The 24,760-nt window shown below is 69.7% G+C and carries 27 protein-coding genes; 20 read left to right on the forward strand and 7 right to left on the reverse strand.

The features are described 5' to 3' along the window. Positions 1-12 precede the first annotated feature (12 nt). Positions 13-1,077 carry a threonine/serine dehydratase gene (locus tag Sspor_RS08145; protein WP_202198419.1) on the reverse strand — a complete coding sequence of 355 codons (1,065 nt, stop codon included), beginning with the start codon at positions 1,075-1,077 and terminating at the stop codon, positions 13-15. A gap of 24 nt (positions 1,078-1,101) precedes the next feature. Then, entirely contained in the window at positions 1,102-1,905 is an 804-nt protein-coding gene (locus Sspor_RS41045; protein ID WP_202198420.1) for a 2OG-Fe(II)-dependent halogenase WelO5 family protein, read from the reverse strand. 63 nt (positions 1,906-1,968) lie between these two features. On the opposite strand from Sspor_RS41045, the gene Sspor_RS08155 reads away from it, so the two are divergent. The 5 genes from Sspor_RS08155 to Sspor_RS08175 all read left to right on the forward strand — a co-directional run bounded on the left by Sspor_RS08155 (position 1,969) and on the right by Sspor_RS08175 (position 6,117). Continuing rightward, positions 1,969-2,619 (forward strand): TetR/AcrR family transcriptional regulator C-terminal domain-containing protein, encoded by a 651-nt coding sequence (locus tag Sspor_RS08155; RefSeq protein ID WP_202198421.1) that lies wholly within the window; start codon positions 1,969-1,971, stop codon positions 2,617-2,619. 105 nt (positions 2,620-2,724) lie between these two features. Then, positions 2,725-3,408 (forward strand): P-loop nucleotide/nucleoside kinase family protein, encoded by a 684-nt coding sequence (locus Sspor_RS08160; RefSeq protein WP_202198422.1) that lies wholly within the window; start codon positions 2,725-2,727, stop codon positions 3,406-3,408. Continuing rightward, positions 3,405-3,950, forward strand: a complete 546-nt coding sequence (locus tag Sspor_RS08165) for a class IV adenylate cyclase (RefSeq protein WP_202198423.1) — start codon at positions 3,405-3,407, stop codon at positions 3,948-3,950. Before Sspor_RS08160 ends, Sspor_RS08165 begins: the two co-directional genes overlap by 4 nt. 68 nt (positions 3,951-4,018) lie before the next feature. Continuing rightward, positions 4,019-5,116, forward strand: a complete 1,098-nt coding sequence (locus tag Sspor_RS08170) for a radical SAM protein (protein WP_373318752.1) — start codon at positions 4,019-4,021, stop codon at positions 5,114-5,116. Positions 5,117-5,442: 326 nt separating this feature from the next. Then, positions 5,443-6,117 carry a pentapeptide repeat-containing protein gene (locus Sspor_RS08175; RefSeq protein WP_202198424.1) on the forward strand — a complete coding sequence of 225 codons (675 nt, stop codon included), beginning with the start codon at positions 5,443-5,445 and terminating at the stop codon, positions 6,115-6,117. A 112-nt stretch (positions 6,118-6,229) separates the two neighbouring features. Here Sspor_RS08175 and Sspor_RS08180 read toward each other — a convergent pair whose 3' ends face one another. Together Sspor_RS08180 and Sspor_RS08185 are read right to left on the reverse strand one after the other, a co-directional pair. Continuing rightward, positions 6,230-7,123 (reverse strand): carbon-nitrogen hydrolase family protein, encoded by an 894-nt coding sequence (locus tag Sspor_RS08180; RefSeq protein ID WP_202198425.1) that lies wholly within the window; start codon positions 7,121-7,123, stop codon positions 6,230-6,232. A gap of 580 nt (positions 7,124-7,703) precedes the next feature. Beyond that, the gene (locus Sspor_RS08185; RefSeq protein ID WP_202198426.1) at positions 7,704-8,123 is read right to left on the reverse strand and encodes a pyridoxamine 5'-phosphate oxidase family protein; all 420 of its coding nucleotides are present in this window, start codon (positions 8,121-8,123) and stop codon (positions 7,704-7,706) included. A gap of 862 nt (positions 8,124-8,985) precedes the next feature. On the opposite strand from Sspor_RS08185, the gene Sspor_RS08190 reads away from it, so the two are divergent. The 3 genes from Sspor_RS08190 to Sspor_RS08200 are packed head-to-tail and all read left to right on the forward strand — an operon-like array spanning position 8,986 to position 11,729. Then, positions 8,986-9,417, forward strand: coding sequence for a hypothetical protein (locus Sspor_RS08190; protein ID WP_237403745.1), 432 nt, complete (start codon positions 8,986-8,988; stop codon positions 9,415-9,417). After that, positions 9,417-10,526 (forward strand): MAB_1171c family putative transporter, encoded by a 1,110-nt coding sequence (locus Sspor_RS08195; protein ID WP_202198427.1) that lies wholly within the window; start codon positions 9,417-9,419, stop codon positions 10,524-10,526. Before Sspor_RS08190 ends, Sspor_RS08195 begins: the two co-directional genes overlap by 1 nt. Before the next feature lie 27 nt (positions 10,527-10,553). Further along, positions 10,554-11,729, forward strand: coding sequence for an amidohydrolase family protein (locus Sspor_RS08200; RefSeq protein WP_202198428.1), 1,176 nt, complete (start codon positions 10,554-10,556; stop codon positions 11,727-11,729). A gap of 37 nt (positions 11,730-11,766) precedes the next feature. Here the strand turns inward: Sspor_RS08200 and Sspor_RS08205 are convergent, their stop codons facing one another. Continuing rightward, positions 11,767-12,621 (reverse strand): helix-turn-helix domain-containing protein, encoded by an 855-nt coding sequence (locus Sspor_RS08205; RefSeq protein ID WP_202198429.1) that lies wholly within the window; start codon positions 12,619-12,621, stop codon positions 11,767-11,769. 565 nt (positions 12,622-13,186) lie between these two features. Here Sspor_RS08205 and Sspor_RS08210 point away from each other — a divergent pair. From Sspor_RS08210 to Sspor_RS08265, 12 genes are all read left to right on the forward strand, one after another. Beyond that, the gene (locus Sspor_RS08210; RefSeq protein WP_202198430.1) at positions 13,187-14,275 is read left to right on the forward strand and encodes a hypothetical protein; all 1,089 of its coding nucleotides are present in this window, start codon (positions 13,187-13,189) and stop codon (positions 14,273-14,275) included. Further along, positions 14,272-15,030 carry an ATP-binding protein gene (locus Sspor_RS08215; RefSeq protein WP_237403746.1) on the forward strand — a complete coding sequence of 253 codons (759 nt, stop codon included), beginning with the start codon at positions 14,272-14,274 and terminating at the stop codon, positions 15,028-15,030. The genes Sspor_RS08210 and Sspor_RS08215 overlap by 4 nt, the downstream gene beginning before the upstream one ends. Before the next feature lie 152 nt (positions 15,031-15,182). After that, the gene (locus Sspor_RS41050) at positions 15,183-15,899 is read left to right on the forward strand and encodes a WhiB family transcriptional regulator (RefSeq protein ID WP_202198432.1); all 717 of its coding nucleotides are present in this window, start codon (positions 15,183-15,185) and stop codon (positions 15,897-15,899) included. Continuing rightward, complete coding sequence (locus Sspor_RS41535; RefSeq protein ID WP_373318753.1) at positions 15,896-17,338, forward strand: DUF2637 domain-containing protein; 1,443 nt, start codon at positions 15,896-15,898, stop codon at positions 17,336-17,338. The genes Sspor_RS41050 and Sspor_RS41535 overlap by 4 nt, the downstream gene beginning before the upstream one ends. Continuing rightward, the gene (locus tag Sspor_RS08230; RefSeq protein WP_202198433.1) at positions 17,335-17,526 is read left to right on the forward strand and encodes a hypothetical protein; all 192 of its coding nucleotides are present in this window, start codon (positions 17,335-17,337) and stop codon (positions 17,524-17,526) included. Before Sspor_RS41535 ends, Sspor_RS08230 begins: the two co-directional genes overlap by 4 nt. 148 nt (positions 17,527-17,674) lie before the next feature. After that, the gene (locus Sspor_RS40405; RefSeq protein WP_237403747.1) at positions 17,675-18,301 is read left to right on the forward strand and encodes a plasmid mobilization protein; all 627 of its coding nucleotides are present in this window, start codon (positions 17,675-17,677) and stop codon (positions 18,299-18,301) included. Then, positions 18,298-20,034 (forward strand): relaxase/mobilization nuclease domain-containing protein, encoded by a 1,737-nt coding sequence (locus Sspor_RS08240; protein ID WP_202198434.1) that lies wholly within the window; start codon positions 18,298-18,300, stop codon positions 20,032-20,034. The genes Sspor_RS40405 and Sspor_RS08240 overlap by 4 nt, the downstream gene beginning before the upstream one ends. 80 nt (positions 20,035-20,114) lie before the next feature. After that, the gene (locus Sspor_RS08245) at positions 20,115-20,537 is read left to right on the forward strand and encodes a hypothetical protein (protein ID WP_202198435.1); all 423 of its coding nucleotides are present in this window, start codon (positions 20,115-20,117) and stop codon (positions 20,535-20,537) included. 86 nt (positions 20,538-20,623) lie between these two features. Beyond that, positions 20,624-21,316: a hypothetical protein gene (locus Sspor_RS08250; RefSeq protein WP_202198436.1), complete on the forward strand. Its 693-nt coding sequence runs from the start codon at positions 20,624-20,626 to the stop codon at positions 21,314-21,316. A 218-nt stretch (positions 21,317-21,534) separates the two neighbouring features. Next, positions 21,535-21,957 carry an STAS domain-containing protein gene (locus Sspor_RS08255; protein WP_202198437.1) on the forward strand — a complete coding sequence of 141 codons (423 nt, stop codon included), beginning with the start codon at positions 21,535-21,537 and terminating at the stop codon, positions 21,955-21,957. Between the two features lie 177 nt (positions 21,958-22,134). Then, the gene (locus tag Sspor_RS08260; protein ID WP_202198438.1) at positions 22,135-22,338 is read left to right on the forward strand and encodes a hypothetical protein; all 204 of its coding nucleotides are present in this window, start codon (positions 22,135-22,137) and stop codon (positions 22,336-22,338) included. 568 nt (positions 22,339-22,906) lie between these two features. Further along, entirely contained in the window at positions 22,907-23,125 is a 219-nt protein-coding gene (locus tag Sspor_RS08265) for a hypothetical protein (RefSeq protein WP_202198439.1), read from the forward strand. A 507-nt stretch (positions 23,126-23,632) separates the two neighbouring features. Here the strand turns inward: Sspor_RS08265 and Sspor_RS08270 are convergent. Both Sspor_RS08270 and Sspor_RS08275 read right to left on the reverse strand, forming a co-directional pair. Then, on the reverse strand, positions 23,633-23,941 hold the full coding sequence (locus Sspor_RS08270) for a hypothetical protein (protein WP_202198440.1): 309 nt from the start codon (positions 23,939-23,941) through the stop codon (positions 23,633-23,635). A 183-nt stretch (positions 23,942-24,124) separates the two neighbouring features. After that, positions 24,125-24,517, reverse strand: coding sequence for a hypothetical protein (locus Sspor_RS08275; protein WP_202198441.1), 393 nt, complete (start codon positions 24,515-24,517; stop codon positions 24,125-24,127). Positions 24,518-24,760 lie beyond the last annotated feature (243 nt).

Here is a 24,760-nt window from a genome sequence, read left to right on the forward strand (position 1 = left end):
CCCTTGTTGCATCTACTGCAATTCATCCTGGTTCGTCAGGCTACTGAGGTCGGTGTTGGCGCCGCAGAGGATCACGGCGACCCTTTCGCCGTTGCCGGGCCGGTAGCTGCGGCATGGCACGAAGGGATCGCCGGGCTGCGGCAGGGCGTTCCACCGGGTGTCGTACCTCGGCTCCGCGAGGAGAGCCGCCAGTCCGGTGGCAGCCGCGTGCTCGACGGCGATACGGCGGTGGTCCCACAGGGCCTGGCGCGCCTTGATGATGTCGCTGTCCGGCACGAGGACTGAGTGCACGCGGTCCTGCTGGGCGGCGTGCAGGGCCATGCCTGAGGTGCGGCGGGCTCCCAGTGAGTCGGCAGCGATCGAGTCGACGGGTACGTCGACAGGCTCGCCGGCTTCGAGTGCGGCGTTCAGCGCCCGGCAGTTCTCCGGTTCCACGGCGACGACCCGTACGCCGTGGTGCTGGGCGGCGGTGGCCACTCCGGCGAACAGGCCGCCGCCGCCGACCGCGACGACCACGGTGTCCAGGCCGGGAATCTGCTGGCGGATCTCCTCCAGCAGGGTTCCTGCTCCCGCGGCGATGAGGGGGTGGTCGTAGGCGTGGCTGGCCAGCGCGCCGGTCGCGCCCGCGAAGTTCTCGCATGCGCCGAGGGCCTCGGCGTACTCGGCGCCCACGAGGCGTACGTCCGCGTTGTACTTGCGCAGCCTGGCGACCTTGACCGGCGGCGCGGTCTCGGGCAGGAACACCGTGGCTCTGACGCCCTGCTGCTGGGCGGCCCACGCGCAGGCGAGCCCCGCGTTCCCGCCGGAGGCGATGGTCACTCCGGCGTCCGGCAGGGTGCCGGCCTCGCGGTGGGCGGCGAGGAAGTTCTGCGCGCCGCGGGCCTTGAAACTGCCGGTGTGCTGCATGTGCTCCAGCGCGAGCCACACCTCGCAGGGCTTCTGCGGGCCCTCGTCCAGGGGGTCCGGGTGGGCGGTGCGGATCGCGCCGGGGTCCACGCGGGAGAGAGCTACGGGCCGGATACGGCCGACGATCCGGTCGGCCGCTGCCTTGATGTCGCCGTACGAGAGCTGTTGCATTTCGCTACTCCTGAAGGGTGAGGGCTAGGACCAGGTGATGAGCTGGCCGGTGGTGGTGAGGGCGAGGAAGTAAGCGAGGGCGATCCGGCGTTGGCCCGGGTTCGCCTGGACCTCGTGGAAATGCGCCGGGTTGAACAGGAGCGCTCCTCCGAGCTGCGGCCGCAGGCTGACCTGCTGGCAGTGCTCGACTGTCTTGGACCGGTAGCCGTAGGAGTAGCGGTGCTGCTCATCGGCGGGATCCCAGCGGTGGCGCCAGAGCGTGGTGGCGCCGCCCGTCTCGGGGACGGCGGCCCAGACGTTGAAGGCGAGCTGGGCGACGGTCTCCTGGTCGAAGAGGCGGCAGGGGAACTCGCGCCGTACGTCGTCGTAGTGGAGGAGGGCGCCTTCGTTGATCTCGCGCAGGGTGCCGGCGAAGACCGGCCGGCCGCCGATGGTGGCGGGAGAGATCGCGCTGCCCCAGGCCGTACCGAGGCGGGCCAGCGATAACGCGACCGGATCGGGGCGCAGTCGGGCTCTCTGCCAGGAGACCCGCGCGGCCTCGGCGTCACGCCAGTAACGCTCGGCATCCAGTCCTCCCGCGGCGGTGCGGTAGTCGTTGAGGGACGGGCCGAACCGGACGATCGGGGTCGGTACGCGCTCCAGGTCGTAGGCGGCGGTGGGCAGCCGCTCCAGGGCGGCCAGGGTGTCGGCGCAGGTCTGCTCATCGAGGAAGCGCGGGACGGTGACGGCGGCGGCGGTCGCGCCAATGAGGTGGGCCAGGTGTCGCTCGGTGAAGCCGCCTGGGGCGTCCGTGGGGGTGAACAGGGGGTCCAGCGCCGTGCGGGGCATACCGCCTCCGTAACGAGGGATGAGCCTTCCGTAACCGATACGACGTACCGTACGCTGACCCGCATGCCTAGGCAATCCGTGTCCCTGGAACTGGCCACACCCGAACTCATTGCCGAAACGGCCCTGTTGATGGTTGATCAGGACGGCTGTGAAGCTCTGACCTTCAGGACCCTCGCCGCGCGGCTCGGCATCGGCCACGCGACCCTCCAACGCCGGTGTACCGACATGGCCGGCCTCCTCGACATGTGCGCCGACCACCTCGCCGCCGGCCTGCCCGACATCCCCGCCGGCACCGACTGGGCCGCCGCCACCGAGGCCCGCTTCCGCCGGCTCTACGAGCTCCTCACCGACCACCCGGGCCTCGTCGCCCTGCGCGGTGCGCGGCCCTGGCTCGGCCGCCAGCTGCTCAAGCGCCTGGTGGAGCCCCAGCTCGCTGCCTCCCTCGCGGCCGGCATGACCCCGCAGGAGGCGATCTCCTGCTACCGCCGGATGTACCTCCTGACCTTGGGCAGTGCCAGCTTCGTGGACCATCGCAACCCGAAGGGCGCCCAGGCCGCCACGCGAACCGCGCTGGCCGCGCTCGACCCCGAAGAGTTCCCCGTCCTTACCGGCCACCTCGCCGTCATCGTCTCCGCCGTAGTCGACCACGAGGTCTACTACCAGGCACTTCGCCACCTCATCCATGTCGCCAACCCCACCAAACCAGGTCTATAGCGACACGCTCGGCGACCATCGAGCCCGCACCGGCCTCGCCGGCCACAGGCTCACCCCCGCCTTCGACCGCGCCAGGACGTGCGCCGACGCGAGAAGGAGCCGCACATGCATACGGACCCTCAGCACCGGCATGCCATCTCCGCGGGACCGAGGCCGCCCAGGTTCGTCGTCGTCGACGGCCTGCGGGCCTCGGGGAAGAGCACCGTGGCCCCGGTCCTCGCCGAGTTGCTCGGCGCGGAGTTCATCGCGCCGGAGGGCCCCGGATTCGACGTCCTGCGCCGGCACACCGACACCACGACGAACGTGAACGCCCGCCTCCACCTGTGGATGTCCGAGAACTACGCGCGCTCGGACCGGGCCCGGCAGATCCTCGAATCGGGCCGCAGCGTGGTGACCGAAAGCTACTTCCACCGGACCCTCGCCACCCACGCCGCAACCGGCGCCCGGCACCTTCCCGCAGTGGACTGGCAGACCGCCCTGGTCCCACACGCCACGTACTTCCTACGGGTCGAGCCGGCCACCCGCCTCGCACGCATGGCCGCGCGCGGCCGGGCCGACCGCACCGGGTACTGGTCCCGGCTCGAGGAGGCCAACCTGCATCTGACCCAAGCCGTCTACGACGGCTTCGACCTCACCCCCGTCGACATCGGCTCCGCCCGGGCCGGCGACATCGCGCAGCGGATCGCCGATCTCGAGAACGCGGCCACCCGCATCCCCCGGCAGCCGACCGGTAGTCCGCTGCCGGATGGCGCCCGGCACGACCCGACCCACCGAGAGGACAGTAAATGACCACGGCTGTAACCGAGTTCGAAGTCAAGGCGCTGGGGATCGTTCCCGCCGACATCGCCGCCCGCATCGAGAAGGCGGGGGGCACCCATATCACCGACCGGCGCATGCGCCGCTACGTCTACGACACGGTGCCGGCCGTCGTGGGCAAGTGGGTCCGCCTGCGGGACACCGGCACCGAGGTCACCTTGTGCGTGAAGGAGATCCACTCCGATCAGGTGGACGGCACCCGTGAGACCGAGGTTGGTGTTGCCGACTTCGGTCTCGCCCACGCCGCCCTCACCGCCAGCGGCCTGATCGCCCGCTCCTACCAGGAGAACCGGCGCTCCTCCTGGCTCCTCGACGGCGTCCGACTCGAACTCGACCACTGGCCCCTGATCCCCCCGTACCTGGAGATCGAGGCGGACACCGAGGCCGAGGTGTGGGCCATGGCCGACCGACTCGGCCTGGACCGCACCAGCCTCACCGCCGAGAACACGACCGCCGTCTACCGCCGGTACGGCATCGACCTGGAGGCGGTGGCCGACCTCCGTTTCCCCGCCTGACCCAGCGCACCACCCCCTTGAGCTGTGCGGCCGGGAGCCATCCGGCCGCGCGGAAGGAAGGTCGCGACATGCTCATGCACAAGGTGCCCGTCGAAATACGCCCCGACGAGACCGGCCGCGTCAAGATCACCGACGAATGCGGGCTGGCCTGCACGTTCTGCCACAACGAGGGAACCGCCGTCACCGCCGACAACCGGAACGTCGAACCCGGGCAGTACACCGGAACGGCCGGCAGGACCGGCCGGGTCTCGATCTACATCGCCACCAACGGAGCGCAGTTCCTCTCCGCCCGCATCGAGCCCGGCCCCGAGTTCGCTCTCGCGCTGGCCGCGCTCCGCGGCAGCATCACCACCCGGGAGATCCACTTCACGGGCGGCGAACCGACCCTCCATCCCCGCCTGCCCGCCCTGGTCCAACAGGTCCGGGACATGGGGTTCACCGTGGGCCTGACCTCCAACGGCGAGAACGGCGCCGCCGTCCTGGAGGAGTGCGCGGGAGCCGGCCTGGACCGCGTCAACCTCTCGGTCTTCGGGACCACCGCGGTGGAACTCGCTGCTGTGCAGGCCCCGCGCTTCGCCTCGGTCGGTCTCGCGGAGGCGAAGATCGCTGCCCTGGCGGCAACGATCGAGACCGGACTCCGCAGCGGCATCAAGGTCTCCGCGAACCTCGTCGTCAGCGACTCCACCCAGATCCCCCGCGCCCTGCGCATCGTCGAGGAGTACGGCCGCGACGTGACCATACGCTTCCTGGTCAACCTGGAGACCGAGGACCACTCCCGGACGGCCATCAGGGAGGCCCTGGCCATCCTCGACGCGGTACCCGTCCGCCACATCATCACCGCCGGCACCTCCGACGAGCGGACCCGGTACCAGCTACCCGGCGGCCGGACCGTCTACGCCAAGAACATCCGCCCGGTCCGGCTTCCCGAGACCTGCTCCGGATGCCGCTTCAACAACGCCACCGACTGCGCCGAGGGGTACTACGGAGTCCGTATGTACCGGGCCCAGGACGGCCCGTACATGATCGGCGTCTGCATCCGACGCATGGACATCTGCGTACCTATCGGCGAGTTCGCGATGAGCCGGCGCGCCAGGGAGATCCAGGCCTTCCGAGACGACGAGACCGCACGCCTCACCGCCCAGTACCCACAGCTGATACCGGCTTGAGCCTGGTTGCATGCGGGGGCACAGTGCTGGGGAATACCGTCGAGATCCTCCCCAGCGCCCATCGCGCTGGGTCCTGGGTAGCCGGCGGCACCCTGGTCTAGGTACGTAACCTGAACCTGGTCGCCTGCCTGGACGTCTGCGCCCGCTCGGTCGCTGGTGGTGGGGGCCGGGCAAGCTATGCGGCCCCCACCACCAGCCCTCCGACACCATCCCGGCCTTCCACAATCGGCCGACGTGGGGCGACGGGAGCAAGAGCAGTAGCCCACCACGCATCGGGGCGGTCCCGCCAGGAGCTCCCGGCCGCCCGCCCCCACACAAGGAGCATGATGGCTATCCGCACCTTCGGCCTCACGACCATCGCCCTGCCTGACCTGGATGAGCCCGGCCTCTACCTGAGTAACGTCGATAGCCTCGACAGCACCCGCGGCAGCGTCCAGGACTTCGCGTACGGCAACGCCGACCTGCGCTCCCTCGACCTCGCGGAAACCCAGCTCATCAGCGGCCGGATCACCGGCATCCACGCGCAGCGCACCGAGCTGGAGTCGGTCAACCTCCACGGCGTGGAGATCACCAGCAGCGACCTCGGCTCAGCACGCTGGGCCGAGAGCAAACTGACCCGAGTCCACGTCCGCGACACCAAGCTAATGGGTGCCGCCCTGGACGGCCTGGTCCTCGACGACGTCCTGTTCGAGGGCTGCAAGTTCGACTACGCCACCTTCGACAAGGTCCGCGCCACCGGCCCCGTCGCCTTCATCGGTTGCGTCCTCACCGAGGCCACGTTCACCGACTGCGACCTGTCCGACGTCGTGTTCTCCGACTGCCAGCTCAGGCTCACCGAGTTCGGCGCCGGCCGCTACCGGGACACCGACCTACGCGAGAACGACCTCTCCCAGATCCGCGGCGTCGCCCACCTGGCGAAGGTCCGCATCGACCCCGGCCAGCAGGCCCACCTCGCCGAGGCCCTCGTGAACGAACTCGACATCACCGTCGGGGACGACTGACCTGGAGGACCCTAGTGACGTGCAGGGGCACGGCGCGTGTTCTCTCCGAGCTGGAGCTCGGAGCGACCCCAGCAGCAAGTTCACGCGTCGTAGTCGCGGCACAATTCAGTGATCAGAACGCCGTGCCGGTTTCGCTGCGGGGGTCGCCGACGGGGTGCCGCCCGTCGTAGAGCCCGGCGCGAGCTGCGCGGCGCCAGGGGCGTGCGTAGCGAACCGCGACGTCGACGTCTGGATCCTTCGAGTCGAGGTCAATCTCCGCGATAGCCAGGGCCGGACGGCCGTCTGCGGGACAGCGCGCCAGCCATCGCCCACCGGGCCCTACGATCCCGGACGGCGCCGTTGCGCTGAACTGCGCGGGAACGGAGTAGCCCAGCCAGTAGTTGTAGAGCGTCCCGTACGCCTGCGCGACTCGGGCTCGGGGACCGTCGTCAACCATCACCGACAGCAGGACGCAGTCGACGTCCAGTCGTTCGTACTCGGCGAAGAGCTCCGGGAAGTTGGCCTCGACGCAGAGCGCGCAGCCGATGCGGATGCCGTCCACTTCGAAAACGAGCGGTTCCCGTCCGGGGGCGTAGAGGAAGGAGACCTCGGTGTGCGACAGGAAGCGCTTGTCGTACCGTGCGACGAGGCGGCCACGGTCGGAGACGATGTAGAGGCTGTTGTGCGGCCGGTTTGGGGGCGTCAGCGGGTGAATCGATCCGAACACCGTCCACAGGCCGAGCTCCCCTGCCAGCTCGGCGATCGACTTCGCTTCCTCGCGCAGCACATCCCACGCGGCATGGCTCCAGTCGGCCGGAACCAGCTCGCCGGCAGGCCCCGACGCCATCACGTGCTTGCTCGGGTAGACGATCGCGCCCTCTGGGAACTGCACCAATCTCGCGCCCGCCCGGGCAGCCTCGGCCATCAGGTCCCGGATCTCCTGCCCAGCCACCCGCAGCGCACTGGGCTCCGTTGGGTCTTCCGGCACAGTGCTCTGCGCGACCGCCAACCGCAATGTCCTCGCCACGCCCTGGACCGTACGGCACGGCCAGATCCACAGCCATCCCTCTCACGGTCCCGGGCCGGCCCTGGCTGGATGCGAGCGGTCGTCCGTCCTGCGCCGCAGCGGGCAGCCATGGTGGACGTGCTCGTCCCGCAACGCCGCGCGGGTCTCTTTCGCGGCTTGCAGTCCGCGGGACGGCCGCCCTCCCGCCCCATTCACCTTGACGAGCGGTAACAAGCCCGGTCCCGCGCCTGCCACGGGCTTCGCCGTCCTCAGCGTGTCCGACGGGCGAGAGTTCACCGCCAAGGCACGGATGTTCGATCACGCACATCCGCCGGATCAAGCCAGGCCGCGTGAAGAGGTAGACGCTAGCCATTTCGTGGACCACATCGCTCATGGATCAATTCGGGACGCAAGTACCGTCAGAAGATGGGGGTATGAGGAAGTGGACCTCCCGGGTGCCCGCCATCACAGAATGGCGCCAGCACGGAAGCGACCTTAAGCAGCCGACGAATTGAACCCACTCGGGAATCCAGACGGCCTACTATCCCAGCACTTGAAAAGCAATTCCACCCAGCGATAGGAAGCTCGCGCCCCAACCGGGCTAGGAGCGGGCGGGCAACTCAACCCTACCCATGGTGCGCACCGGGGTTATCTCCAGGACGACCCGCTCGGGGTCCGGCGCGGGCCGTCGTCCATAGCGATCCGCGTAACTGTTCACCGCACTGGAGACTTCTTCTTCCGCGGTTCGGACTTCCGCAACTCCCTCGATTGTCAGCCACCTTGGGCCTGCGACCTGCGACACAGCAACGCGCGCCTCACCTGGAAGCGCGGACAGAATGTTGGTGACCTTCACGCTGCTCTTTCGCGTAATGACGCGTGCGACACCCGCTCCATGGTCGTACGTCACACCGACTGGCACAACGTGTGGAGTTCCATCCGGACGCAATGTCGTCAGCGTGGCGAGGTGGTACTCGGACCAGAAGTCCACGAAAGCATCGGTCTTGTTGATCGCGGTAGCCATGCCGCCAGGTTAATTCACTTCCGCATTCAGATCACTGCGAGTTATGTCACGCGATCCAAGATCACTAATCGACGTCCTCCCCGGTGCCCGAAAAATGTCGTTTTGAGCGCACCCCGCCAACCCCTTTCATTTCAGATTCATAACGCCCGCAACGGAATGAATTCCTCGCGTACCTGACAAGGCTTCAGGATCATTCGGGCAGGTCAGGGGGCATGTGTGGCAATCCATGCCACCTTGAAACTTGATCACAGCGAGCCGTCTTGATCTTGCTTTGATTTTGCAGCGTCGCCGCGATAGCGGACTCGAAGATTTCCACGGCCGCCGCATGGCGTACGGTTCGATCAAGCAAGCGGAACCACAGGTTCAGGGGCGCCCCGCGCCCCCGGCCAACCCGCAACCCCATGGGACCCGTGCATCGCACCTCTCCCTGACAGGCGCGGAAGTGACCCGCCCTCAAAGCCGTTAGAGGATCACCACGAACGGCTCCGCTTGGAGGGCATCAAGGGCGCGCGGTCGACTAGCCGCACCCCTCCCCTCTACACAGCAGGACGATACCGAGCCGCACCCCCACCGCCGTGGCATCCGGCCCGCCTATCGAAATACGCACGATTTGGGTAGTGACCGGCCTCCGCCTTCGCAGGGCACGGCGGCCGGCACGCCGACCGACGAGGGACCTATGTGGTGGCGAACCGGGGAAACAGCGCTTCCCCACAGCAGATCTGATCGCCCGGCACGTGCCTGGCCTCTCCTCCGACTGGATACATCGCGTCCGCGAGGGCGTGCTGACCGACTGACAGACCGCCAACTGCGCAGGCGCGTACGGCGGGAGCTGCAGGAGCTCGGCATCCAGCCTCCCCTGAGCGTGGACGAGCTCCGGATGGCGCTCGCAGCTCAGCGCGGCCGTCCCATCGTGGTGCAGCAGAGAGCGCTGCCGATGCCCGGACCGCTGGGCTTCTGGATCGATCACAAGCTCGCCGACATCATCGTCGTTCAGGAACGCACCACGAAGCTCCACCAGGACCACATCGTCCTGCACGAGCTGTGCCATCTGAAGGCCGATGGCGCGGAGGCAACGCCCTGGGAGTCGCTCGTATCGGGCAGCGAAGCGGACGACGGGCATCAGCTCTTCCAGCGGTGTTCTTACGACGACACGGAGGAGTGCCGGGTGGAAAAGGCTGCCACGATCATCATGGAGTGGGCCTCCGTCCTGGAGCAAGTAGGGCCACCGCCCGCTGCCGATCCCTCCGTACGGCGCGTCAATCTGGCTCTGGGTGACCGGCAGGGGTGGCTGTGATGACCGTCCTCTTCCTTCTCGTCCTCGCCACTGCCGTGGCGTGGAAGGTGTACCAGCTCACGAAGGCCCCCCGCGACGGAGCCCTTCGGTCTGTGACGCTCTGCCTGGTGTGCGCCGCCCTCTCCTACCCGGTGGCCATGCCAGGAGGAGCGAGCGGCGTGGACACCGTCGCCGGCCACGGCGCGGCCAAGCTCGTACAGAACTTGCTGCTACTCGGCACGGTGTACTTCCTGATGTGCTTCTACCTGTACTCGTCGGCCGATCGGGTGACCAGCAGGCGGCGAGCACGCCGGGAGGCCGTCGTTGTCCTCGGTGTCGCGGTGGTCCTCGTCGCCGCGGCCACGACCGTGCCGCACGAGACCTTCGCCGGCAGCTTCTCGTCAGCGGACATGACCATCACCCAGCTCGCCGCCTTCTACGGCATTGCCGGCCTGTATCTCACGTACGCGCTGGGCGCGGCGGGCGTCTGGACCGTTCGCTATGCCCGGCTCTCTCCGCGCCCGCATTCCACAGGGCTGTGGATCACGGCGGTCGGGCTGCTGGCCATGGCCGCGGCCTGCGCGGTCCGCGCGGTCTTCGTCGCGACCCGCTGGCAGGGCGGCACCGTACCGAAGGGCCTGATGGCCTCGGTGGCGATGCTGCTGGTCGTCTCCATCCTCCTCTTCGTCGTAGGGGTCTCCTACTCCGGTGCCCGCAGCCGCCTCTCGGCCCTCCAGGTGTGGAGGCAGCACCGGCGCGGGTACCACCGGCTGGATGCGCTGTGGACTCTGCTCTCCGCCCGGTTCCCCGAGACGGTCCTCGCCTCGCGGTCGACGCTGCTCGAACGGTGGGGTGTGCGTGGCGTGCACCGCCTCTACCACCGCCGCGTGGTCGAGTGTCGGGACGGGCTGGTCCGCATCAGCCCGCTCATGGGCGACCTGACCCCCGAGGAGCTGATGTCCATGGACGCCAACGTCTTGGCCGACCGTCTCCGTACGGCAGCCGCTGCAGGCGTCCACACGCTCGAGGAAGCCCAGCCGGTGATCCCACTGGCCGTGCCCCGGACCGACAGCCGCGGCGCTGACGCCGCTCACCTCTTCGCCCTCTCCGACGCACTTCGCGCCGCCTGACCATCCCTCATGGAAAGAGACACCCCGATGCTGATCACAGCCGGCCGCATCCTGACCGGAGACGCCGAAGTAGCCGACGGAGCCGCGCTCGTACGGGACGGCATCATCACGGCCGTCGGACCGCGGGCAGACATCGAAGCACAGGCCGGCAGCGGTGAGCTGCGGCACGATTTCCCGGACTCCACCCTGCTGCCCGGCTTGATCGACGCCCACGTCCACCTCGTCTTCGACGCCGGCGCCGATCCCGTCGCCACCATGCAGGAAGCCAGCGACCAGGACCTGCTGGAGGGCATGCGCAAGCGCGCCGACCAGCTGCTGGCCACCGGCGTCACCACGGCCCGCGACCTCGGCGACCGGAGCGGCCTCGCCCTGCGCCTCGCCCAGGAGATCGCCGCTGGCAACTCGGCAGGCCCCCGCATCATCGGAGCCGGAGCACCCATCACCCCGCCCGGCGGCCACTGCTGGTTCCTCGGCGGCGAAGTCTCCGATGCCGAAGAAGCCCGCGCCCTGGTCCAGCGCAACGTGGCCGCCGGAGCCAAGGTCGTCAAGGTAATGGCCGGCGGCGGCGGACTCACCAAGGGCGGAGCGCCCAGCTGGAAGAGCCAATTCGGCGCGGAAGAACTCGCGGTCGTCGTGGAGGAGGCCCACCGAGCCGGCCTCAAGGTCGCCGCCCATGCGCACGGCACCGACGCCATCGCCGACGCGGTGACCGCCGGCGTCGACACCATCGAGCACTGCACCTGGATGACCGAGGACGGCTTCGACCTCCGCGAGGACGTCCTGGCGCAGATCATCGAGAAGGGCATCTACGTATGCCCGGCCGTCAGCCCGCACTGGCGGATGCTCCCGCGCTTCTTCGGCGAGGAGAAGGCAGCGGCCATGTTCGCGCTCGTACGGCAGATGGCCGAGGCCGGGGCCCGGCTGATCGCCGGCACCGACGCCGGTGTCCAGCGCGCCGGGTTCGACGGGATCGTCGGAGCCCTCGGCTTCTACGAGCACCTCGGTGTCTCCCGCGACCGAATCCTGGCCATGGCCACCACCGACGCCGCCGCAGCGCTCGGAGTCGGCAAGCAGACCGGCCGCGTCGCACCCGGCTACACCGCCGACCTCCTCGTGGTCGACGGCAACCCGCTCGAAGACCTGGCCGCACTCGGTGCGGTGCGCGCCGTGTTCGCCAACGGCCGCCAGCACCAAGCCGCGTAACCGGGCACACGAACGAGCGGGGCTCCGCCCGGCGCCACTAGGCGCCGGGCAGGCCCCGCTCTTCAATTTCCGCGACCATTTCATTGATCATGGCCATGACCTCGGTGGGCAGCCCCTCGGGCCCCATCTGTCGGCCTTTCAGGCCTCGAATGCTGCCGGACTTCACGTGCGCGAGGAGCGTCAGCCCCTCGGCCACCTGCTGCTTGACCACGTCGCGGCTGCGGAAGAAGAGGGCGCTGACACCGAACGCAGCGCTGAGACCCTCCAGGACAGGCGGAGACGCCTCGGTCACCTCGCCCGTGCGCAGGTCCGCCACACCGCCCGCGGAGATCACCCGCGCACCGACGTACTCGTTCACCGTGCGGGCGATGTCAGCATCCGAGGGCGGCACTTGGTCGTCGCCGGGGTTGTCCAGCAGATAGCGCATCTTGTCGGCAAGGCTCGTGGGCACTTCGGGGTGAGGCTCGGGCACCTCCACACCGAACGAGCGTTCCTGGGCTGCCATCAGCTGCTCGACGCTCACGCCGTACGCCTTGGCCAGCGGCTCGACATAGACACCCGAGAGCCGCCGCTTGGCCCGCTCCGCATTCGCGACGGGGCCGGCGGACTTGGTCCCCAGGAACTCCGGAACCTCGTTCTGGAAGAAGCCGGCATCGGCACGTAGATCGGCCAGGGTGGGCAGACCGTCGCGCGGGAACAGCTCGCCGAGCGACTGTCCCAGCGCGCGGGCGAGAGCCGGAAGCCTCTCCGGATCGGGGTGGCTCGTGCCCCGCTCCCACGCGGTCACGCTGGTCGCGTGGACTCCCACGGCGGTAGCCACGGCCTCCTGCGTCAGTTCGGCGGAGCGACGGAGCGCGCGTACACGCTGTCCATCGAAGATACGTGCCGGCATGCCCCTCCTCCCTTCCGCCCTGTCCGGGTTCACTGTATTCAGGAAACCTAGTTTTAGCCACTTGTGTGGTTCGCCGAACGCAGATAACTTCGACTCGACGAACGGTACCGGCCGCCGGCCAGGTCGCCTAGCCCTCGTGACTGTCTTGTCACCCGAGGGATCGGCGCTGGTCACGATGCATGTCGTGACCTGTGAGGAGTTCTAGAGCAATGTCTAGGTATTCCGGCAGGTTCTACGTATGTTCGTCGTCGCCCGCCGGTCACCAGGCCCGGCGGAGGACCCGGAGGGGGGACTGGATGCGCAGCGGATGGACCTTACGGGCTGGCTGAGCCCGGAAAAAGCGACGGCGCCCGAGAGCGGGAACTCTCAGACGCCGGACGCTTCTGGCAGCACAACCGCCCACGAATGAGCGGACAGCCACCCAACATCGCCAAACCGGACCTTCTCACGGGCACACCGGTACGGCGGGTCACACCAGAGGAGAGTGTCGCATGGCGACCGCCCCGCGCAAAAGACCGGAGCCTACGGCCGCCCCCGCAACCCGCGATCAGGGGGGTGACGCCTGATGGCCCGCATCCGCACGATCAAGCCTGAAATGTTCTGGTCGGAGGACCTCGCTGCGTGCGACATCACCGCGATGGTGACCTTCCAGGGACTGCTCACCCAGGCCGATGACAGCGGACGGTTCCTCGCCCACCCCGCGATCATCGCCGGATTCGTGTGGCCGCTGCGTATTGAGCACACCCCTGCCCATGTGGCCAGGGACCTCGACCAGCTGGCCGCCGTCGGCATCATCTGCCGCTACACCGGGTGCGACGACAAGGACTACTTGCACGTCGTGAAGTGGGAGAAGCACCAGAAGATCGACCGGCCCTCCGCGTCGCGCATGCCGCGGTGCCCCGTGCACCAGGCTCAGCGCATGTGCAGCGAGTGCGGTAGCGCGGCCTGCCCCGCCTCCCCCTCCCCCGCCCCTGCCAAGGCGTCGGCGCCGACCACGGCAGCCGGGCTTGGCGGTTGCGCCTCGCAGGATTCGACGAGTACTCGTCGAGTACTCGATCAGCCGGTTTCGCCCGATTCTGCGCCTGCGGCGAAGCCGGACCCCGCGCCCGTCGGCTTCGGTACGGCCCCGCGATCCGCTTCGAAGGTCCTCCAGGAGCCGCTTTCCGACCTGCCTGGAGAAACCGCAGGTCAGAAGGCTTTCGATGAGGGCTCGACACAAATGCGCGAGGGCTCGTTGTCTGGATCTAGGATCTTGGATCCTGGATCTGTACCTACGGGGCGCCAGGCGCCAGCGTCTGGCGGCGTCTCGGAGAAGGTGTCCGCCAAGGACCTGGTGGCCGAGTACGTGAAGGGCTGCAGGCAGAAGCCTCCGAGCGACACGCGCGGGCTGCTGGGCCGGAAGATCAAGATGCTCCTCGACGAGGACTTCGCGCCCAGCGACATCCGCGCCGCCATGGACCTGCTGCGGGACAAGGGCCTGCATCCGAGCGTGCTGCCCAGTCTGGTGAACCAGGTCGTCAACGCCTCACCGCAGCACGCAGGCGGTCCGCCGTCGTCCGCCTCCGGCGCGGGGCCATGGGCCAGCGCTGGGTCTGCCTACACGCCCTACTTCAACCCGGCGCCCGCGCCCACTACGTTCGGAGGCAGCCTGTGACCCGCGCCCGTCTCGCCGACCCGCAGCCCGCCGTCTCCGACCGCCTGCAGGCCCGCCTCGCTGCCCGCCTCGCTGCCCGCGGCATCGACCCGGCCGCCCCGGTCCTGGCGGACACTCCGGAGCCGATCCCGGCCCTGGAGGCAGCCCAGCGGCGCATCCCGTACGACTACCGGGACGCGTTCGCCGATCACCCGGCGGTCATGGCCTGGGTGCGGACCATCGCCGGGGCGGCGACCGCGCCGCACACCGATGACCACAACCCTCACTGGGGCAGTGGCGGGCGCCGGGTGATCGCCCGCGGGCCTTCGCTGCTGCTGTGGGGCAACACCGGTGCGGGCAAGACCCGTCAGGCGTACGGAGCGATCCGCTCGCTCACCGCCGCCGGGTGCGCGGTCCGCTGGCACGCCGTCAAGGCCGTCGACCTCTTCGGGCAGATGCGCCAGCGCAGCGGCGTGGACGTCGAGTGGCTGCTGCGCGATATCGCCCGGGTGCCGCTGCTGCTCCTGGACGACCTCGGCGCCGGCAAGTCGAGCGAGTGGAACGAGGAGATCACCTTCCGGCTGCTGGCCTGGCGCGGTGAGAATCACCTCCCGACGCTGGTCACCACCAACCTGGCGCCGATCCGCACCGAGCGTACGGACCCGCGGCAGCCGGTGCTGCGCGACAAGGTGGGCGACCGGATCCTCTCCCGGCTGTCTGGGATGTGCACCCCCGTCGAGTTCGACGGCCCGGACCGCCGCTTCCAGCGCGCCTGACCGGCCCCTTCTCCTCCCTCTCCCTTTCGGTGCGGCCTCGTAGCCGCTCCCCCTGCCCTGCCTCGCCGCCGAACCGCACCCACACCGCTTCACCGCTGGTGTGCCGCGCTGCCCGCCCGCTGGCCCATGAGGCGTACCCGGAGAACATCCCCATGCGCTACATCACCACCAACACCCCTCCCACAGACCTCCACGGCGTCGCCGATATCAGCTGGCACGCCCGAGCCGCCTGCAACGGAGTCGACCCTTCCACCGCGGACGAGCTGTTCTTCCACACGCCCAACGACGACTACGCCATTGCGGAGGCGAAGGAGATCTGCAGCTGGTGCCCGGTCCGCCGCGAATGCTTCGGCTACGCCCTGGACAACGAGGTCAAGGAGGGCGTCTGGGGCGGCCTGACGGAGAGCGAACGCCTGACCTGGCATGACCAGGTCGAGAACCGGCTGGACTACAGCCGGGTGAAGGCCGCGATCGAGGGCCGGGACGTCCAGCTGAGCCGACTGGAGCGCAGGACACTCACCCGCTACGCGAGCGCCCAGGGCTGGAGCCCGAACCGCCTCGCCCACACCCTCCAGATCGGTGTCGAGTGGGCCCGTGACCTGCTCCGGGTGGAAGCCCGCGCCATCGAAAACCGCGACCTCCACAACCTCGCCTCGGATCCCAATCCGACCGAGACCGCCCGGCAGGCCGCCCTCGACGGGCAGCAGCCCCCACGCTCCGGCCAAGCCCACGACGGTGACGGCCCCGAGCGCGACCGCAGCCTTCCCCGCAAGGACAGACGGGGCAAGGTCCTGGCGCAGAAGCCGAGGCCGGTGGCTCGCCACGTGCAGACCCAGGCCCTGATCAACAATCTCCGGACGGCAGTATGAGCACCCCCGGCACGGGCTCCAGGGCAACGAAGAGCACCGAGTCCGCCGAGCGGTTCACGCTCGCCGCCGCCGGAGCCGTCATCGCGGCGCTCACCGCCGCCGCCTTCTGGTTGAGTTACGCGCACCTGGCCGAGGTCGCCGGCCAGCACGGCCTGGCCAACTCGCCCGAGCGCCAGTGGGCCTGGCCGGGAACCTTGGATGCCTTCATCGTCATCGGTGAACTGCTGATGCTGCGGGCGGGGCTGCGCAAGGTCACCGACTGGTGGGCTGTGGCTCTCACCGCCATCGGATCGGTCGGCTCGATCGTGCTCAACGTCGCCGGCGTCAGCGGGACCGGCACCGACCCGGTCCCCGTGCTGGACTACGTGGTCGCCGCGGTCCCGCCCACCGCCGCCCTGCTGGCCTTCGGCGTGCTGATGCGACAGATTCACCAGCACGTCGCCGCACCCGCAGACGAAGCTCCGCTCCCCACGGAGGACGTCCCCGGGGGGGAGATGGCCGTCCGGACAACCAGTGGGGACCAGCCCTCCGCCCAGTCAGGGGACGGCAACGGGACCGCGGTCCCCGCCGGCGGGGACCATCGCGCGGAGGCACGTCCGGGTGGGGACCGGACGAGCACGGTCCCCGAGCACAGGCACGGTCCCCAACCGGTCCCCGCTGGCGCCGATACGCCGAAGGCAACGGGGACCGTCCCCGGCCCGGGGACCGGGGACCGCCAGAACCGGGACCGGCCAGGCACGGTCCCCACACCGAACCCCGGTCCCCACACGGTCCCCGTCCCGCCCGGGGACCGTCCTGAGGGGACCGACGGTCCCCAGCACGGGGACCGTCCCGGGACCGTCACCCCTGCGGGGACCAGCAACGAGCCCCGCACGGTCCCCAACCCGGTCCCCAACATCAAGTCCACCAGCGGGGACCGGCCGGGGCACGCGCCCGCAACGGTGCGGAACAACGGCATCAGCGGGGACCGCCCCCGCCACGACCGCACCTCCTCGATCCCGGGGACCGGGGACCGTCAGGGGACGGTCCCCGGGACCGAGACGGACGGTCCCCGTCCCCACCCCGCACCGGACGGGGACCAGGACAAGGCCGGGGACCGTGACGGGGACCGGGGCAACGCCGACCCCGAGGACCCGCCGGCGAACCCGCGCCGGGGACCGGTCCCCAAACCGAAGCGGGGGACGGGGAACCGCGTACCGGACGGGTCCCGCACCGGACGGGGACCGCGGTCCCGTCCCCGCCTCACCGAGGACGAGATCGTCGATCGGCTGCGTCCCCACGTGCGGACCGCGCTTGAACGGGACGGCAACGAAGCGGTCACCCGCGTGCAACTGCGAGCGATCATGCGCGCCCAGCAGATCCCCATCCGCAACGACCGCCTCACCCCAATCCTCGCCCGACTGCGCGACGACAACACCAAGACGAGGAGCCACCGATGAAGACCTGCCCCCGCTTCAGCCGCATCCGCGCCGACTTCGAGCGGGACATCCGCTACCTCGGCAACCACGCCACCCGCCACCAGGGCACCGCCCCGGCGAAGGCCAGCGCCCGGACCGCGCTCGGCACCAAGCAGCGCATGGCCAAAGCGCTCACACGGCACTACGAGCACTGCCTCGAATGCGGCTGAACCCCCATAACGGCAGACGGAGCGCCCCTGAGGCGCTCCACACGGCGGCCCGGGCTCCTTGCCGGGCCGCCTGCCGTTCCGGGCAGCAGGTTCCCGAGCACCACCGCCGATCCCCCGACCGAACCAGCATCACGAGGACCCGAACCCGATGGCGAACCCGCCGAATAGCGCGACCACCGACCCCGATCAGCCGGAAGACAACTCGACCTCGCGGCGAGCAAGTTGGGACGGAAGCGTAGCTTCCGTCAAACCCGCCCCCGAGGGGGCGGGAGCGGACCTGCACCAGGGGGCGCAGGTCCTTCTGGCTTCGACCGGGGGCGGATCGAAGCCTGAGCAGGAAGAGAAGCCGTCCGAGCGTCGCAGCCGCCGTGACCGCGCCGACCGCGCCCGACAGCGCCCGCGCCAGCCGCGAGAGAAGAAGCGCCTGCACCAGCCCAATACCCGTTTCAACGAAGAAGAGTTCTCGCTGATCAAGTCCGCCGCTGCCAGCTGTCATCTGTCCGTCGCCGGTTTCCTTGCCCGCGCCGCTCTCGCCGCTGCCCGTGACCTCGACCGCACCAGCGCCGAGATCGCCGACGAGCGCGAAGTGATCACCGCCCTGTTCGAGAGCCGGCGCAGGCTCGGCTGGGCCGGCAGCAACCTGAACCAGGTCTCCAAGGCCCTGAACTCAGGTGCTGACGTCCCCCAGCTCGACGCGACGCTCTCCGCCGTCCAGCGGGCCGCCGAGACCGTTCACGAAGCCGCCGCACAGCTGATCGCGCAGCGCACGCCGTGATCCCCAGCGTCAACGACCCCGGATCGCGGACCATCGGCCTCCTCGCCTACCTGTACGGGCCGGGCAAGCACGAGGAGCACACCGACCCGCACCTCGTCGCGTCCTTCGACGGCATGCCCCCCGATCCCGGTCGGGATCCGAAAGCCACCTTGAAGGACCTCCAGCAGCTCCTCGACCAGCCCGTCGAGGCCCTCCCGGAGCACGCCCGACCCGCCAAGCACGTGTGGCACACCTCCGTGCGCGCCACCGCGGGCGACCGGATCCTTTCCGACGAGGAGTGGGGCGAGATCGCCCGCCGGATCGTAGCCGCCACCGGCATCGATCCGGGCGACGGCGAGCCGGCCTGCCGCTGGGCCGCCGTACGGCACGCCGACGACCACATCCACATCATCGCCACCCTGGTGTGCGAGGACGGCAGCCGCCCCGACGACTTCCGCTCCGGCAAGCGGGCCCAGGCCGAGTGCCGCCTCATCGAGAAGGAACTCGGCCTGCACCAGGTCGCGCCCGGTGACGGCACCGCCGCCCAGCGCCCAACCAGCGCCGAACGCCACAAGGCCGAGCGCCAGGGCCGCGAGCGCACCGCCCGGGAAGAACTGCGCGAGACGGTGCGCCGTGCGGTCGCCGGCACCCAGAGCGAGGGGGAGTTCTTCGAACGCCTGGCCTCATCGGGTCTGCTCGTCCATAAGCGGGTCGCACCGTCCGGTGATCTCCTCGGGTACAAGGTCGCGCTGCCCGATGACCGCAACAAGAAGGGTGAGCCGGTCTTCTACCCGGGTGCGCGGCTCGCCCCGGACCTGTCCCTGCCCCGCATCCGCGAGCGTTGGACGGCCACCGTGGCGGCCGGGCAGGACGGCGAGGGCGTCACCGCGGATGCTCCGCTGCGCTCGGTGCCCGGTCCTGCTTCCGCGCGGCGGGCCGCGACGACCGCCGCGTGGCAGGCGGTGCTGGTGTTCGACGACGGCGACGACGGCGTGATCTCCGCGCACATCGCGGCGGCGGGCGAGGTCCTGGACGCGCTCGCCAAGACCTCCGCCGCGCACACCCGCAAGCAACTGGGCGAGGCGGCCTCCGCGTTCGAGCGGGCGTCACGCTCCCACGTCCGGGCAGCACGGGGGCACGACCGCGCCCTGCGCCAGGCCGCCCGTGACCTCGTCCACGGCGGGCCGGCACTCGGGCGCGGGGAGGACGGGGCGAGCACCGCGATGCTGATCGACATGGCGTTCTTCCTCGTCACCGCCGCCGCGGCATGGCACGGAAAGAGGGAACACGCCCAGCAGGCCGCTGCTGCCCTGCAGGCCGCCGAACACCTGCGCGCCGCCTACCAGGCCGCATCCGGCCACCCCATGGCCGTACTGCACCAGCGGGGCCGCCTCCTGCCCCCGGCACTCCAGCGGCGGCATGCCGCCGTCCTGCGCGAAGCGGTGCCGGAGCTCGCCGAGCAGGTCCTGGCCGAGGCCGGGTGGCCTGCGCTCGCTGCCACCCTCGCCGACGCCGAAGCGGCCGGCCACGATCCGGCCGACCTCCTCGTGCAGGCCACTGGGCGAAGGGAGTTGGACACCGCGTCCTCGGTCAGCGATGTCCTGGTGTGGCGGCTGCGTCGTCTGGCCGGGCTCCCCGCCGACGCGTCCGCGATGCCCCTCCACGGCAATACCACCGAACGGCCGTCGCGTTCGCACACGAACAGCCCCGCAGGCACCCGCCAGGACAGCCGTAACCGGACCCGTGGACATTGAGAGATTTCAGAGTGGAACGACGACAGGGGCATGGTGCACGATCTATGGTGCCCGGCAGGACAAGGACGAGGGGGGACCTCATGTTCGGACGCAATCGCGAACGACGAGAACGGCTCGAAGCCCAGCAGCGGTGGGAAGCGTGGAGTGCGGCGCACGTCGAACCACCGCTGGAACCGGACCACCAGGCGCCGGGATCCGTGCCGGTCGTGGACGACTTCCTGCCGCCCGACCTGCGCCTGCCGACGCGCGAGGAGCTGGCCGGGATGCTGATGGCCCATGACAGTCCGCTCGTCCTCGACGGCGAGGTCCGCGCCTGCAGCGACTGCGGTGCGTACCGGAAGTGGATCGTCGCAAGCACCAATGACGGCGTGTGGCTGCGCTGCCCGGCCGGCCACCAGCAGGTCGAGCCCCGGCTGGATGCGGCCTGGTTCAACACGATCAGCGGGCCCATCACCGCACAGCACGCCTCGTACGAGGCGTGCCTGCGCTTCCTCGGCCACTAAACCACAACCCCTGCCACCCACAACGCCGGAGGAGAGCCCCACGGGGGCCCGGCCGTCAGACCCGATCGACCACCCCAGGGGTTCACATGCGCATGCGCACCATCGCCACCGGCTTGACCGTCGCCGCTTCCTTCGCCATATCCGGGTGCTCCGGCAGCACCGCCGCAGGTTCCACCTCGCCCTTCGGGGAGCTGTCGGGGCAGCCCAAGGCCAGCCCCTCGGCGTCCAGCACTCCCCTGTCCTCTTCCGTGCTCGCCGGACGGCTCCTCGCCGAGGCCGATCTCGGCCAGGACTACACCCGCAAGCCCGAGAAGGCCGCCCGTCACGACGACGTGACGGTGATCGGCTGCCCGGCGCTGGAACAGCTCGGCGGTGACGCCGCCGCCGGCGGGAGCCTGGACTTCCCGAACAAGGCGAAGGCCACCTTCCTCTACAGCGGCGACACCGGCTCCGAAATCTCCGAGGCGCTCTACAGCGATACCGCACCGAAGCTGACCGACGGCACGAAGCGGATCTTCAACGCGATGACCGGCTGCGCCGTCTACCAGGTGGTAGTCGGCAGCAAGCCCATCAAGATCACCACCCAGAAGCTCGCCGCCCCAGCCCTGGGCGACCAGGCATGGAGCCAGCTGCTGACCTTCACCGCCGGCGGACAGGACAGCATCGTCAAGCAGACCGCCGTCCGCACCGGAGCCGTCCTGCTGATCGTCTCGGGATCACCGGCCCTGGTCGACTCGCACGTGGAGAAGGCCCTCGCCAAGGCACACCCCGCAAGCTGACCGCACCGCGTGCCCGGCCCCGCCACTCCCCCAGGAGCGGCGGGGCCGACCTGCATATCATCCCTCCCGCCAAACGGTTCAGCCCCTCTCGGTCCAACTCTGATCCGGCCTCCACCACGCGCGAGGCCGGACGTCAGCGCGCCTCACACTGACGCCGGTGAGCACCGGGGCAGGATGGTGGCCCCGCAGGCCTCGGTGCCCCGGGGGAAGGAGGACGGATGATCACCACGGACGTCCAGCACTGCGGCAGCTCCGTCCTGGTCAGTGCCAGCGGGCAGCTCGACGAGGACGCGGGGGCGGTGCTCCAGCAGGCGCTGGACGGCGTCGGCGTCGACACGCGGGACCTCATGGTCGATCTGCACGGCGTGGTATCCATGGACTCCGCCGGCCTGCTCCATCTCCTGGACATGCACCGGCGCGCGGAGTGCCTGGGCCTGCGCGTCCTGGCCGTCGGCTGGCAGCCCCAGCCCCAGCAACTCATGGCAGACGTCGCCGGTATCCGAGGGCCGGGTTCTGCCACCGGGGAGCGGTACGCGCTGCCGGGCTTCCGCAAGCTTATGGAGCAACGCGCACAGCGCGCTCGGCACTTCGCGGACTTCGATATCGAAACGCCGATCGCCTCCACCGCACCAGGTGAGTGAAGGTCCGCGAATCCGGTAATCCCAGACCTGCGCCCCCTCTAACGAACGGCGCGGTACCGCGCCCGGCGCCGGGGGCGTCATCGCTGCCTGCCGACCGCGGGTTCTGCACCGCTGCGAGCTCATGACGGAATGGTCACGCGCCGCCACATCGGCCGAGCAGCCTCGTTGGAAGCAGACATGGAGCAGAAAACCGTTTCACCCCCAGACTGGACCGGTTTCCCCCCGCTGGAGTGGGCGCCCCGGAAGGTCTCCGATACGCCGGTCTACGACGCACTGGAGCGGCAGTGGCTCGCCGAAGGCCGTGAAGTGCCCCGCCGTCCGAGCCTGCCGCCCGGTGGCCTGCACCGGATGGACACCGGCGTCCTGTTCCACCACGCCTGACACCCAACCTCAGCAGCGCGGTGGGACAGGGACGACCACGACGGTCACGAGAAGAAGCAGCACTCGACGTGCCGTCAGTTGTCCTCGGCAAGGATGAGATCAGCTGCGTGGTGCGGGCAGGCAGAGGTGTGCCAGGTCACCGAGAGGAACGCCCCGTCAGCACTGAGAGTCCGCGCTCCACCAGTGGCCGCAGTGGCCCGGCAAGAACCGCAGAAGACGACCTTCAACGGGAACAGGTCCGCCGAAGGGCGGCATCGTGTCGTCGGTTCCATCGTCTGCTCCTGCGGTGCCGGCGCGGGCAATCTCTCACCACGGTTCAACGCGCACACTTACCCATCGAATAGTCCCAGCAGCCGCGGGCACGCAGGGCGAAACCAAGGAAAGCCCCGGCAATCGCCAGCCCGCACCCGCGCATCAGCGCGTACGCAGGATCCACGAGGGGGTAAGTCGCAGGCCAGCCGGTGTGAGAACCGCGAGATGCGGGCACGGCTGGTGCCCCCGCAGAGCGGCCACCCGTACGGCCCGCTGCCACGCGCCGGCTCCCGGCATTCGTACGAGGGTGGGAGACATGCCCCCGCGCCTGGTCGTAGAGCCTCCGGACGAGAACAACTGGCGACGCGTGCGCTGGAAGGGCGCCCCCATCGGCGTCGCCCACCAGGTTTCCGACATCACGGTACTCCTCACCGCTGCCGGGATGCTGGACGCCGAGGACCTCGACCTGACGGACCCCGAACTCGTCGAATGGCGCGGCGGCGGACCAGAGACCTGGGCCGAGTCACCACTCTGACGACACAGGCAACGGGCACCAGCGCGTCGGCTGGGCCGGCTCCAGTCTGGGCGCCTTTGGCATGCGGCGCGGTACCGCGACGGGCATCAGGGGCGTCATCGCTGCCGGCCCGCGGGTCCCGGACCGCTGCGAGCTCATGAGAAGCGGTCACGCGTCGCCACATCTGCTGAACAGCTGCGGGCTCGCTCGCGTTGCATCCCGAAGCTCCCGTCCCCATCCCAGCCCATGCTCGACTGTACGGATACGGGAGGGACGTACGAGATCCCTCAAACGGGTGAACACCACGGCCGCAAGCCCACATCGCCTGGCCTGCTGGGGGCCACGAAGGCCGCGAGCGGCCAGCGCTGGGAGGGGCAGTGCGCGGGGGTACGCGCCAGGCCCGGTTCCCTTCTCCTGACGGAGTGGGAACCGGGCCTGGCGGGCTGACGACGCCTCCTGGAAGTGGACTACCCCGTACTCAGGGTGGCCCAGACCTGCTCTGTCGATCTCCCCAGGCGCCGCGGCACGTTACGCCTCGCGTTGCGGGGCGGGCAGTGCGGTCGCATTGCCGTCGGCGAAGGGGCGCTGGATACCGAGGAGCCGGTCGCGGTGGACGCGGGCATCGGTGACGCGGTCCTCGCCGGTTAGATAGACGACGAGGTCGATGTGGCTGTCGTAGCGGTGCCTGGAGGCGGCGACCACATGGTGGGCTTCACCGCAGCCAGAGAGCGTGTACCGGTCGCCCGGTTCCAGCAGCCACGCTCGTTCCTCGAAGACGCCGTGGATATCCGCATCCCGTGCTGCCGCGTGCGCGCGTATCTCGGGCAGGGTATACATCTGGCGGAAGGTCTCCTCCTCCGCCCACAGGCGCAGGCAGGCGGGGCACTCGTGAGCCCCGGGGTCCGGTACGGCGGGCTGCCGTTCGCCGCAGTACGTCTGGCCGGTGGCACGGTTGCGGCGGAGGGCGGTGAAGCGGATCTCGACTGAGCGGGCTCTTGCGGGTCAGTGCCAGTAGGAGGGCTAAGACGATCCGGAGCCGTTCCACAAGATGATCAGGAGAACGACGATGATTGCCAACGGAACGGCGATGAGCAGGGCGCACCCGATGGCACCGGGCAGGTTCTCCCTGCGCTCGCGCTGATCGAGCAGCTTGGCCTCAGGGGTGTCGTTCCGCCAGTCCGGCTGGAGCTCCGCGGTGCCGTCGGCGATCGCCCTGGCCACCCGGGCGACGTCCGCGGGGTGGTACGTGCACCACTTGCTCGGGCCATAAGTGGAATTTCCTACATGGAGTTTGCTGCGGACTCCGTTGGCATTCGCGCTGGCGTCCAGACAGTGCGCCCGGATGGTCGGCCAGGCTCGGGCCAGCTGCCTCTCGGACAACCAGGCGACGTGCTCCGGTTCGGCTGCTGCCACGGGCGCACCTACTCTCGGCTCGCAAGCAGTCTCTCCCCGCTCCGGCCGGATAGGCAACACCCTTTCACTTAACCGGCTTGGCTCCTCGTGCTGCCAAGATGGACTGGAATCTAAAGAGTGGCCGCCAGCGGGTCATCGGACGCGAGAGCTTCGTGGGCGGGCGAAGAGGGCGGTGCCTTGGGGCGCCATGGCCTGGTCCGAAGGTGAGGTGTCCGGCGCCGTGAGGCGTCCACAGCATGCTGT

Origin of the sequence: Streptomyces spororaveus (genome assembly GCF_016755875.1) — a bacterium.
In the GTDB taxonomy this organism is placed as follows: Bacteria; Actinomycetota; Actinomycetes; order Streptomycetales; family Streptomycetaceae; genus Streptomyces; species Streptomyces spororaveus.

Excerpts from the sequence above, each read along its gene's own strand:
- Sspor_RS08145 (WP_202198419.1), bottom strand. The coding sequence starts at position 1,077 with ATGCAACAGCTCTCGTACGGCGACATCAAGGCAGCGGCCGACCGGATC.
- Sspor_RS41045 (WP_202198420.1), bottom strand. The coding sequence starts at position 1,905 with ATGCCCCGCACGGCGCTGGACCCCCTGTTCACCCCCACGGACGCCCCA.
- Sspor_RS08155 (WP_202198421.1), top strand. The coding sequence starts at position 1,969 with ATGCCTAGGCAATCCGTGTCCCTGGAACTGGCCACACCCGAACTCATT.
- Sspor_RS08160 (WP_202198422.1), top strand. The coding sequence starts at position 2,725 with ATGCATACGGACCCTCAGCACCGGCATGCCATCTCCGCGGGACCGAGG.
- Sspor_RS08165 (WP_202198423.1), top strand. The coding sequence starts at position 3,405 with ATGACCACGGCTGTAACCGAGTTCGAAGTCAAGGCGCTGGGGATCGTT.
- Sspor_RS08170 (WP_373318752.1), top strand. The coding sequence starts at position 4,019 with ATGCTCATGCACAAGGTGCCCGTCGAAATACGCCCCGACGAGACCGGC.
- Sspor_RS08175 (WP_202198424.1), top strand. The coding sequence starts at position 5,443 with ATGGCTATCCGCACCTTCGGCCTCACGACCATCGCCCTGCCTGACCTG.
- Sspor_RS08185 (WP_202198426.1), bottom strand. The coding sequence starts at position 8,123 with ATGGCTACCGCGATCAACAAGACCGATGCTTTCGTGGACTTCTGGTCC.
- Sspor_RS08195 (WP_202198427.1), top strand. The coding sequence starts at position 9,417 with ATGACCGTCCTCTTCCTTCTCGTCCTCGCCACTGCCGTGGCGTGGAAG.
- Sspor_RS08200 (WP_202198428.1), top strand. The coding sequence starts at position 10,554 with ATGCTGATCACAGCCGGCCGCATCCTGACCGGAGACGCCGAAGTAGCC.
- Sspor_RS08205 (WP_202198429.1), bottom strand. The coding sequence starts at position 12,621 with ATGCCGGCACGTATCTTCGATGGACAGCGTGTACGCGCGCTCCGTCGC.
- Sspor_RS08210 (WP_202198430.1), top strand. The coding sequence starts at position 13,187 with ATGGCCCGCATCCGCACGATCAAGCCTGAAATGTTCTGGTCGGAGGAC.
- Sspor_RS41050 (WP_202198432.1), top strand. The coding sequence starts at position 15,183 with ATGCGCTACATCACCACCAACACCCCTCCCACAGACCTCCACGGCGTC.
- Sspor_RS41535 (WP_373318753.1), top strand. The coding sequence starts at position 15,896 with ATGAGCACCCCCGGCACGGGCTCCAGGGCAACGAAGAGCACCGAGTCC.
- Sspor_RS08230 (WP_202198433.1), top strand. The coding sequence starts at position 17,335 with ATGAAGACCTGCCCCCGCTTCAGCCGCATCCGCGCCGACTTCGAGCGG.
- Sspor_RS40405 (WP_237403747.1), top strand. The coding sequence starts at position 17,675 with ATGGCGAACCCGCCGAATAGCGCGACCACCGACCCCGATCAGCCGGAA.
- Sspor_RS08245 (WP_202198435.1), top strand. The coding sequence starts at position 20,115 with ATGTTCGGACGCAATCGCGAACGACGAGAACGGCTCGAAGCCCAGCAG.
- Sspor_RS08250 (WP_202198436.1), top strand. The coding sequence starts at position 20,624 with ATGCGCATGCGCACCATCGCCACCGGCTTGACCGTCGCCGCTTCCTTC.
- Sspor_RS08255 (WP_202198437.1), top strand. The coding sequence starts at position 21,535 with ATGATCACCACGGACGTCCAGCACTGCGGCAGCTCCGTCCTGGTCAGT.
- Sspor_RS08260 (WP_202198438.1), top strand. The coding sequence starts at position 22,135 with ATGGAGCAGAAAACCGTTTCACCCCCAGACTGGACCGGTTTCCCCCCG.
- Sspor_RS08265 (WP_202198439.1), top strand. The coding sequence starts at position 22,907 with ATGCCCCCGCGCCTGGTCGTAGAGCCTCCGGACGAGAACAACTGGCGA.
- Sspor_RS08270 (WP_202198440.1), bottom strand. The coding sequence starts at position 23,941 with ATGTATACCCTGCCCGAGATACGCGCGCACGCGGCAGCACGGGATGCG.